The sequence below is a fragment of the Bifidobacterium callitrichos DSM 23973 genome, from assembly GCF_000741175.1.
GTDB lineage: Bacteria > Actinomycetota > Actinomycetes > Actinomycetales > Bifidobacteriaceae > Bifidobacterium > Bifidobacterium callitrichos.
In genome coordinates, this window is the sequence record NZ_JGYS01000020.1 from 1 (window position 1) to 3,118 (window position 3,118).

The following is a 3,118-nucleotide window of genomic DNA, read 5'->3' on the forward strand; positions in this document are numbered from 1 at the left end:
TCACGCGCGGCACGCCGGCATGGATGAACGCCTTGTACTGGAAGAAGTTCAGATGCCTCCACACGCGCCCGCGCGTGTCATGCACCGGACATTCGTCCCGCCGGCACCCCGGCTCGGGGCAGCGGAACCGCGAGCCCGCCTCGAAACCGATCCCGATGTGCAACTCCTGCCTGCCGTCGTCGGTGTCCCGGAAATCCACGGACTCGACCCTCCAAGGCTCCCGCAGCTGGAGCGCGGCCGTGAACAAACGCGAGGTATCCATGCCTCCAACCTACCCGACAGACACCACACCGCACACCATCACCCACCACAAACAGCGAAAGGCCCCAATTGTTGTTACCCGCGTTGGGAGCCGTGCCGATGAACGATGTGACACCCCTTGTGGTGAAACAGTGGTGGGCCAACATTTCGGATATGTTCGCGTCACGGGTAGAGGCCGGAGAGATGCCGAACAAGCGCAGCACAGGCAAAACACGTGCGTCTCAGGCTTACAGGCTGCTGCATACGATCATGGCCGAGGCCGTGCGCGATGAAGTGATACGGCATAATCCATGCATTATCAAGGGCGCGGCACGAGTCAAGGCGGCGGAGCGCAAGCCCGCCTCATTCGAGGAACTGGACGTGATAGCGGCGAACATGCCCGAACGTTACCGCGCGCTTATCCATGTGGCGGCGTGGTCGGGGTTGCGTTTCAGCGAGCTTGCGGGCTTGCGGCGCGCCGACGTGGTGCTTGTGGTCGATAAAGCCGGGGCGGTCTGCTACCGGTTGAATGTCGATAAACAGGCGTACCGGTTGGGTGGCAAGCTGTATGAAGAAGCGTTTCTCAAAACTGACGCGGGGCGGCGTGTCGTGTATCTACCGGCACGCCTCACGGACTTGTTCACGGCGCATATGGAACGGTTCTCCGGGGCGGACAATAACGCATATGTGTTCGGGACGCGCAACGGTACGCCGATGACCAATAGCGCTGTGGGCAAGATGTTCAGGCGGGCACGCGCGGCGGCCGGCCGTCCTGATCTGCGCTTCCATGACTTGCGACATACGGGCGCGACGATCGCGGCCAAGGCCGGGGCCACCACCAAGGAACTTATGCGGCGTATGGGGCATAGCAGTATGCGCGCGGCGTTGATCTATCAGCATGCGGCAGAGGATGACGACAGGCAGCTTGCGGCGCGTATGAACGCGATGGTGGGTAACGTGGCGGCAATTGCTGCCGTGGACACTGACCATGCGGGGGCGCCGGCCGTGAACGGCGTTCGAGTGGAAGCGGGGGCCGAGGCGTGAGGCGTGAGATTCCCGAGGCGTGGCGTGTCCCGGTTGAGGATTATTTGGCCTACTTGGGGGCCATGGGTTACAGCGCGTCCACTGTCGCCTCACGGCGTAGTCGCTTCCGCCGTTTCGCGTCCGAGATCGCGCACAGCCCCGAGGCTGTGACGACCAAGGACTTGATTCGTGTCTTGGCGCAGTGCCCCAGCCGTGAGTACAAGAAAAGCGTCAAGAACGCTTTCGCATCGTTCTTCCGTTGGTACTGCAATATCGAGCATGGGCGAGACGACAACCCGGCCGACATGCTGCCGGCCATCCGCAAGCCGCAGCCGGCCCCGAGGCCGTGCCCGGATATCTCGATACGCGCGGCGCTGGAAAAGGCCACAGCGGCCGAACGGCTGATGATTCTGCTAGCGGCCGAGTGCGGGTTACGGCGTGCCGAGATCGCACAGGTGCACAGCGTCGATGTCGTGGCGGACTCCAGCGGGCATAGATCGCTTATAGTGCATGGCAAGGGCGATAAACAACGCATAGTGCCGTTGCCTGACGACATGGCCGCGGCGATCTTGGCGGCTGACGGGTACGTGTTCCCCGGCCGTTACGGCGGGCACGTCGAAGCGTCGTACATCGGTAGACATATCAGCCGGCTATTGCCGCGTGGGTATTCGGCGCATAAGCTCAGGCACCGTTTCGCCACAACGGCCTACGCACGTTCGCACGACATGCTGGGAGTCGCCAAGGCGTTGGGGCACGCGAGCACCGAAACGACGATGGCGTACACGGCGCTGCCTGACGAGGCGTTGCGCGACCTCGTTTCAGCGGCTACGATGACGCGGCAGTCCGACGCTGCCGACGACGCCCCGGCCGACTCGGACGCCGGAGCCGCGCCCATGCCGGAGCCACTGCCAAGCGTCCGGCCGGTAGACCGCCTAGAGGAGCAAGTGAGACGCCACGCCAACGGCAAAGTACGTTACCGGTACGAGGGCACACGCGGCAGCCGTCGCGAAACCGCCACGGACAGCCCCGAGGCGTTGCGCGCGGCGTTGATCTTGGCGGGGGAGATCGGTCACGGCCTTCAATCGGCCGGCCGTCGATCGTTCTCTATCCCGGCCGAGGCATGCGCCGAGCGCTATCAGATCGCGGCCGATGGGCACACACGCCGGGGCAGCGTCTTACGTGCCGGCGCGCGTCTGCTGCAAGAACACGGGCTGATCGAGCTGAGGAGCAGTAAGGATGGCACCATAACGGGCAACGTCACCACGGGCGCGGAACAGCTGCGCGCGGCGATGGACGACTACGCACGTGAATGGATGAATAGGCAGCGATAGCCGAGATCAGACGGGGGCGTTAACCGTTGGAATGGAAGACGGCCCCCGATGGTCCTACTATCTGACCAAGACCACAGGTGGTGTGCCATCCCTAAAAAGAGTGAAAATAGGCAGCAAAGTGGTGAACTCAAGTCGTTTTCAAGCGTTTTCAACTACCCAAGTGGGGAGATTTTTTCCCTGAGTTCGAGAATGAAAAAAACTTGGCGCGGGGTGTTCTGGTGGATGCGTCTTTTAAAAAAAGAGTCTTCGCCAGTTTGTGTGGTGGGGTGTTGTGCCTCGGCGTCTTTGCCGGGGCTTTTTCGTGTGGGATATGAGAGGGGCGTTCTCCTGTATGGTTTGTTTCCGCCAAGAAAGTAGAACCGGAACAAGGGAACGCCTGTGCCAACCATATCAGCCGGCGCGCTCAAGCGCATGCTGCACCTGCCCGCCAACGTCGTGGTCTCCACCGCCCCGCGTCGAGGACGACCCGCGTGGCGGGACCGTCGTCATCGTGCCGGTGCGCCCGTACGCGGACGACATGGACC

The 3,118-nt window shown here is 62.6% G+C and carries 3 protein-coding genes; 2 read left to right on the forward strand and 1 reads right to left on the reverse strand.

The annotated features are described in order from the left end of the window. Nucleotides 1-262: ISL3 family transposase (locus BCAL_RS09915; RefSeq protein WP_043260103.1), on the reverse strand; the 262-nt coding region annotated here is incomplete at its 3' end. A gap of 98 nt (nt 263-360) precedes the next feature. Here BCAL_RS09915 and BCAL_RS09920 point away from each other — a divergent pair. Further along, nucleotides 361-1,284, forward strand: a complete 924-nt coding sequence (locus BCAL_RS09920) for a tyrosine-type recombinase/integrase (RefSeq protein WP_052119356.1) — start codon at nt 361-363, stop codon at nt 1,282-1,284. Between the two features lie 62 nt (nt 1,285-1,346). Then, nucleotides 1,347-2,594: a tyrosine-type recombinase/integrase gene (locus tag BCAL_RS12865; protein ID WP_081887419.1), complete on the forward strand. Its 1,248-nt coding sequence runs from the start codon at nt 1,347-1,349 to the stop codon at nt 2,592-2,594. The last annotated feature ends 524 nt before the right edge of the window (nt 2,595-3,118 follow it).

Excerpts from the sequence above, each read along its gene's own strand:
- BCAL_RS09920 (WP_052119356.1), top strand. The coding sequence starts at position 361 with ATGAACGATGTGACACCCCTTGTGGTGAAACAGTGGTGGGCCAACATT.
- BCAL_RS12865 (WP_081887419.1), top strand. The coding sequence starts at position 1,347 with ATGGGTTACAGCGCGTCCACTGTCGCCTCACGGCGTAGTCGCTTCCGC.